Raw genomic sequence first — 6,000 nt, 5'->3', positions numbered from 1 at the left:
AGCTGGAAACGACACCCACAACCCGGCTGCGATCGCCTTGCAAACGTGAGGGAACTGGATTTCTTGTTTGCCGATCACTAGCTGGAAATGACACCCACAACCCGGCTGCGATCGCCTTGCAAACGTGAGGGAACTGGATTTCTTGTTTGCCGATCACTAGCTGGAAATGACACCTACAACCCGGCTGCGATCGCCTTGCAAACGGCAGGGAACTGGATTTCTTGTTTGCCGATCACTAGCTGGAAATGACACCCACAACCCGGCTGCGATCGCCTTGCAAACGGCAGGGAACTGAATTTCTTGTTTTCCCATCACTAGCTGGAAACGACACCCACAACCCGGCTGCGATCGCCTTGCAAACGGGAAGGAACTGGATTTCTTGTTTCCCGATCACTAGCTGGAAACCACACCCACAACCCGCCTGCGATCGCCTTGCAAACGGCAGGGAACTGAATTTCTTGTTTGCCGATCACTAGCTGGAAACGACACCCACAACCCGCCTGCGATCGCCTTGCAAACGGCAGGGAACTGAATTTCTTCTTTCCCCCCTTTCCAAGGGGGGATTAAGGGGGGTAATTCGACTTGTGTGTACACCGCGAGCGAGGCTTTGATTCTTGCTCCAACGGAAGAGGCTGGAGGTTAGGTTTGAAAGAAAGTTGCACACGGTGCTAAAAAGCATTATTTTAATTCCGCCTTGCGGTAATAGTCGCAACCCCACGGATTTATCCGTGGGGTTGTTCTGTTGAGCTAATTAAGCGTTATGGAATTATTTGAACAACTTTCATCAAACCAGCTTTTGCGACTTCTAAACCAGCTTTTGCGACTTCTAAACCAGCTTTTGCGACTTCTAAACCAGCTTTTGCGACTTCTAAACCAGCTTTTGCGACTTCTAAACCAGCTTTTGCGACTTCTAAACTAGCTTTTGCGACTTCTAAACCAGCTTTTGCGACTTCTAAACCAGCTTTTCTCAACGAATTTCAGCAAATATACCCGCATCTATCTAATTGCCTAATGCCATCCAATGCTCTTAAAATTCTGTAACTTCACTGTGGCTGCTGCATCTGCTTATTGCGTATTTTGATGATATATAAATAACTCAGTGTATAAGATTGGGGTTATTTATAAATTAATTCAAACAGGAAAACTATATGACGCAACGCAAACGAAACTCCATAGCACTGACCAAAGCTGAACGACGGATTGAAGGAATGCAGACAATTAACCCTGAGTTAGACTTTAGTAATGGGTTTTCAATTGCTACTTACAACACTAGAGTCATTGAATTACGAGAAAAGCTAGCCGCTTATAATCAAGCACAAACAATAGTAGATAAGACACACAATGCATTAATAGAAGTAGAACGTGAGTTAAATACTTATTCTGAGCAGATGCTGTTGAATGTTGCATCTCGCTATGGCAAAAATAGTGATGAGTATGAGATGGCTGGTGGAACGCGCAGGTCAGACCGTAAAAAAGCACGTCTAGTGGTAAACCAAACAGTGACATCTGTGAAGTGATTGTTTTGACTCGCTGTTTCTTTAGATAATGGTGCGTTGTCACCAAGGTCAACGCACCATTAAAATTAATATAAAGCTAATCAAACTCTTTTTTACAAGAAAGCCCTAATGCTACAAACCCCATCTAAATCGATAACTTTAGATGAGTTTCTCAAGCTACCAGAAACAGAACCTGCTAGCGAATATATTGATGGACAAATCATCCAGAAACCAATGCCACAGGGTAAGCATTGACCCAAATGAGCAAACAGTGTTTGTTTATCTTCCCAAGCAGCAACCAGAGGTATTTGATGAACCACAGCAAAAACTTCCTGTTCCATCTTTTGCTAATGAGTTAAATCTGAGCGTGGCATCTATATTTGGCTAGTTATTAGAGTAATTTTTTTAATGCTGAGTGCGAATTAAAACAACATAAAAGCCAAGGTAACAATTTATGACTCAAGCTATACCCGAACTAGTAACTTTTGAGCATTTTGCAGCGTGGCGGCCTGAGGGCGGAAGATACGAATTACATGATGGCGTGATTGTTGAAATGGCACAACCTGTGGGAGATCATGAAGATGTTGTGGGTTTTTTGGCGCTAAATATATCCATCGACATTGGGCGACTAAAACTTCCCTACTTCATTCCAAAAACTGTATTAGTCAAACCACTTGAAGGGGAATCAGCTTATTCACCAGACATATTAATAATCAATCGACCAAATTTAGTGAATGAGCCTTTATGGAAAAAGGAATCAACTGTATCTCAAGCTGCATCTATTCCATTGGTTATTGAAGTTGTTAGTACGGCAGTTGCTTCAAGCCGGGAAACCCGTCCAACGCACTGCCTCACTAATTGGCGGGATGATTACTACAAAAAATTAGCTGATTATGAAGCTATAGGTATTCCTGAATATTGGATTATAGATTACGCGGCTTGTGGCGCTAGAAAGTTTATTGGCAATCCTAAACTGCCTACTATATCCATTTATCAATTAATTGATGATGAGTACCAAGTTACTCAATTTAGAGGTAGCGCTTGCATCGTCTCGCTTACTTTCCCTGAATTGAACTTAACCGCCCAGCAGATTTTTCAAGCTGGAGGTCTCCTAACGTAGTCACGACCCTACTTGATTGATGATTTTAAAGATAGTCCACATTTCTTTTAAATCTTGCATAATTAATTGAGTCGAACAACTGTTCGGTTTTGCAACCTACCAAGCTATCCGACTCGGTTTTATATTCGGAGGTTGTCGCCTTCCTCGCTGGTTCAGGTCTGGACTCCCTGGTGTACGCTCGATAAATTCCCACTTATCAACTCTGACAATGGGGAGTACTCACGCCACAGCCACCGCCACCACGCGAAAACCAACATTGTTGTTACGATTCGCGCGCGCGTTCCTATTGCGATTGGCAGAACGGCAATTCCTAGCGTTGTTGATCCAACTACCGCCACGCAGCAGCTAAAATCGACCTGCCCCATCCTCAAATTCTCAAACAAAGTGAGAAATTTGATTAAATGTAGTGTATAATAGTTTTGATATCAAGACACAATTTCTTGAAAAATTTTGTAACCGCCTACGGCGGAGAGTGAAGAAGGGTAAAGAACAAGAACTGCAGAGGGCAAAAGGGGAAGAGTGCAAAGGGCAAGGGAATCCTCACGCCACAGCCACCGCCACCACGCGAAAACCAACATTGTGGTCAAGAAACGCGCGCGCGTACCCAGCGCGAACGGCAGAACGGCAATGCATGGCATTGTATATCCAACTACCGCCACGCAGCAGATTTTTGTTATTATCTTTACCAGTCATCCACACACTACCATCTTTTGGTGCACCCTGGTAATTGTCATTATATACATCTAGACACCATTCCCATACATTACCATGTATATCGTATAAACCGAAAGAGTTAGGCGGAAATTTTCCTACATCTATTGTTTTTTGACGATATTCGCCCTTTGGTGCAGAGCCGTAAGGAGCGTTACCGTCGTAGTTAACTAAATCTGTGGTAATCGTTTCACCAAAATAAAATGGGGTTTTGGTTCCAGCACGGCAAGCATATTCCCATTCGGCTTCGCTGGGTAGTCGATAGGTTTTTCCTTTTTTATGACTCAACTTTTTACAAAATTCTACTGCATCATCCCAACTAACTGTTTCTACAGGTCGTTTCTCACCTTTGAAACTAGAAGGGTTACTACCCATAATTGCTTGATATTGCGCCTGGGTGATTTCATATTTACCCATGAAGAACCCAGATACTTTTACCTGATGTTGTGGACTTTCATCTTTATATCTTTCTGCTTCTCCTTCCGGTGAACCCATCATAAAGGTTCCCCCTGGTATCTGCACCATTTCCAAGGTGACACCATTCCCTAAGTTTTCAACAAAGTATTTCGCTTCCTGTTTACGGCGGTTGGTGATATTTCCCTGTGCATTGACAGTCACCGTTTCAAAAGGAAAGGTTTTTAAGCTATTGGAGGAAACGTCAAACGGGTTCGGGTTACTAGGAACTCTTGTTATTTCTGGTGTACTTGCTGGTGTACTTGCTGGTGTCGTTTCTCCTGAATCAGACCGCCAGATACGAGGTACTACAATTGCCAAACCCAACCCAGCACCCGCAAACCCAACAGTTATCACCCTTCGCCGTGACCAGTTAGGTAATATTAGTTTTTTTGATGGCGTTGAAGGTGTTGCAAATTGTTCTGCACCAGAAGTCTGAGTATTTGTAACAGGGGATGGTGAGGTTAATTTGGGAGTTGGAATTTGAGGAGGTTTACTTATAGGTGTATTTGTAACTGACTTAGATGGTTGTGGAATTGTTTGCTGAGGTAAATCAAGATTTTCAGAACTATTTCGCAACCGCTCAATTCTTTGTAAACCTCTCACTGCATCCATATCTTGCCCTGAAGCGGCTGCTAATACCCGAATCCATAATTGCTCTGCTAAATCTAAATTCCCGTTTACTTCTGCTTGGTAAGCATCATTTTTCAACATGGCGATATCCGCTAGAGTTGCATATCGTGGCACAAGTATTAGGTGGGATTTATTCACAGGTTCAGCAATAAGATAAGGCGTTTGCCTTGTATTCTTATACTGGCGAACCAGTTCAGGCACGCGAAACTTGAGATATTGATCCAATCGTTCAATAGTAGCGCATTTACCTTGAATTCCTAATCCTTCTAGTAACGCAGTGGTAAAAGCACCTTGTTGTAAAGCTTCAATTTCATAAGAATACTCTTGGGGAATACAAGAAAAAATACTGATAACTCCTTGTTGACGTGCTTCTTCTGCGGTTTGTCGCCCAATTCCTTCACCTGTTTTTTTACCTTCATTGCGACAAGCATCCAGAATCAAGACAACATTATCAGCACCGCAGCGACGCAGGCGTTCAGTCACAAAGTTAATCGCAATTGCCGTACTTTCAATATCTTCTGGATCGCCATCACAGGGCATGAGATAATCACGGTCAGCGTATCTTATCCCATGACCACTGAAGAAAAACCAGAAATTATCCCCTGCTCCCATAAAGGGATTGTCAAATAACTGCCGCAAGACTCGCAGCAAGTTAGTGCGGGTTGGGCGAGTCGATTTTCCAGCAAGTTCAGGGGAGTCATCAGAGAAGAAGAATATCCGCTCAAAACCTGCTTCATTGCTTAGAAACTCTTGCATTAACAGTGCATCCCGCTTGGCATAGTTTAGCGGTTGCAGATAATCATACTGGTTAATTCCGATCGCGATCGCCCAATTTTTTGCCATTTCACTGTGCTTATTGGCGCTTAAACTTCAGCTTAATCGCTCCTTTACTCTCAGCTTTGGCACCACTGCCAATTAATTTAACTTCTCCTTCTGCACTAATTTCCACCGATAGCTCAATTTCATCTAGCTGCATTCTGGAGTTAACTTTTGCTTGCTGTTCAGCTTGATTAAACAAACTTCCCACTATTTTGAGAAAGTGAGTCATATTTTGCTCTAATTTTTGAGCGCTAACCTTAACGGCATCTCCTACCCCTTTGCTACCAGTGTTTTCCCTGATAGTTTCGTCTCCCCAACTGCGTGTATTAGTACTCCCGCCTTTAGCACCGTCAGGAATCGATATTTGCGGCGTTTCATCGGTCACAATCCAAATGCCGTCTTGAGGTGTTTCTGACATATTACTTTAAATATTTACATGAAATTTTCCCATAAATACAGATACAACGGTAGAGATAGCGATTCCGATTACTAGGAAATCTCACTGAATATCTCTATCCTACTTCTCCCTGCTTTGCGAACCTCTGCGTTTCCCTAGACAAGAGACGCGATGAATCGCCGTCTCTACAATAATCAGTTTTTCATCTTGACGGCGATTTATCGCGTTTTTGTGATGATTTATTGCATCTTTAGCGATCTAAAATTTTCATCAAAAAACCTTAACCGAACCGTATTGCCTCCAATTACAGCAAATTTTGTCAACCAACTTGACATGAAACACCAAAAACATAACCCCTCTCCGCCACCGGA

The 6,000-nt window shown here is 42.9% G+C and carries 8 protein-coding genes and 1 pseudogene; 3 read left to right on the top strand and 6 right to left on the bottom strand.

Annotated features, from left to right (window positions below; genetic code table 11):
- Positions 1–156: 156 nt before the first annotated feature.
- From V7K49_RS18480 to V7K49_RS18470, 3 genes are all read right to left on the bottom strand, one after another.
- Positions 157–312, bottom strand: coding sequence for a hypothetical protein (locus V7K49_RS18480; protein WP_335206766.1), 156 nt, complete (start codon positions 310–312; stop codon positions 157–159).
- A 2-nt stretch (positions 313–314) separates the two neighbouring features.
- Positions 315–473 (bottom strand): hypothetical protein, encoded by a 159-nt coding sequence (locus V7K49_RS18475; protein ID WP_335206765.1) that lies wholly within the window; start codon positions 471–473, stop codon positions 315–317.
- A 285-nt stretch (positions 474–758) separates the two neighbouring features.
- Entirely contained in the window at positions 759–971 is a 213-nt protein-coding gene (locus V7K49_RS18470; protein WP_335206764.1) for a hypothetical protein, read from the bottom strand.
- A gap of 177 nt (positions 972–1,148) precedes the next feature.
- On the opposite strand from V7K49_RS18470, the gene V7K49_RS18465 reads away from it, so the two are divergent.
- The 3 genes and pseudogenes from V7K49_RS18465 (at position 1,149) to V7K49_RS18455 (ending at position 2,616) form a co-directional block, all read left to right on the top strand.
- Positions 1,149–1,517 (top strand): hypothetical protein, encoded by a 369-nt coding sequence (locus V7K49_RS18465; RefSeq protein WP_335206763.1) that lies wholly within the window; start codon positions 1,149–1,151, stop codon positions 1,515–1,517.
- A gap of 108 nt (positions 1,518–1,625) precedes the next feature.
- Positions 1,626–1,748 (top strand): annotated as a pseudogene (locus tag V7K49_RS34710) (Uma2 family endonuclease); the annotation flags it as partial.
- A 202-nt stretch (positions 1,749–1,950) separates the two neighbouring features.
- Entirely contained in the window at positions 1,951–2,616 is a 666-nt protein-coding gene (locus V7K49_RS18455) for a Uma2 family endonuclease (RefSeq protein ID WP_335206762.1), read from the top strand.
- Between the two features lie 219 nt (positions 2,617–2,835).
- Here V7K49_RS18455 and V7K49_RS18450 read toward each other — a convergent pair whose 3' ends face one another.
- The 3 genes from V7K49_RS18450 to V7K49_RS18440 all read right to left on the bottom strand — a co-directional run bounded on the left by V7K49_RS18450 (position 2,836) and on the right by V7K49_RS18440 (position 5,650).
- Positions 2,836–2,958: an SUMF1/EgtB/PvdO family nonheme iron enzyme gene (locus tag V7K49_RS18450; RefSeq protein WP_269454149.1), complete on the bottom strand. Its 123-nt coding sequence runs from the start codon at positions 2,956–2,958 to the stop codon at positions 2,836–2,838.
- Positions 2,959–3,156: 198 nt separating this feature from the next.
- Positions 3,157–5,256: an SUMF1/EgtB/PvdO family nonheme iron enzyme gene (locus V7K49_RS18445; RefSeq protein WP_335206761.1), complete on the bottom strand. Its 2,100-nt coding sequence runs from the start codon at positions 5,254–5,256 to the stop codon at positions 3,157–3,159.
- 10 nt (positions 5,257–5,266) lie between these two features.
- Positions 5,267–5,650: a Pepco domain-containing protein gene (locus tag V7K49_RS18440; protein ID WP_335206759.1), complete on the bottom strand. Its 384-nt coding sequence runs from the start codon at positions 5,648–5,650 to the stop codon at positions 5,267–5,269.
- Positions 5,651–6,000 lie beyond the last annotated feature (350 nt).

The organism is Nostoc sp., from assembly GCF_036919675.1.
In the GTDB taxonomy this organism is placed as follows: domain Bacteria; phylum Cyanobacteriota; class Cyanobacteriia; order Cyanobacteriales; family Nostocaceae; genus Nostoc.
This window is presented reverse-complemented; position numbering and strand designations above follow the sequence as displayed.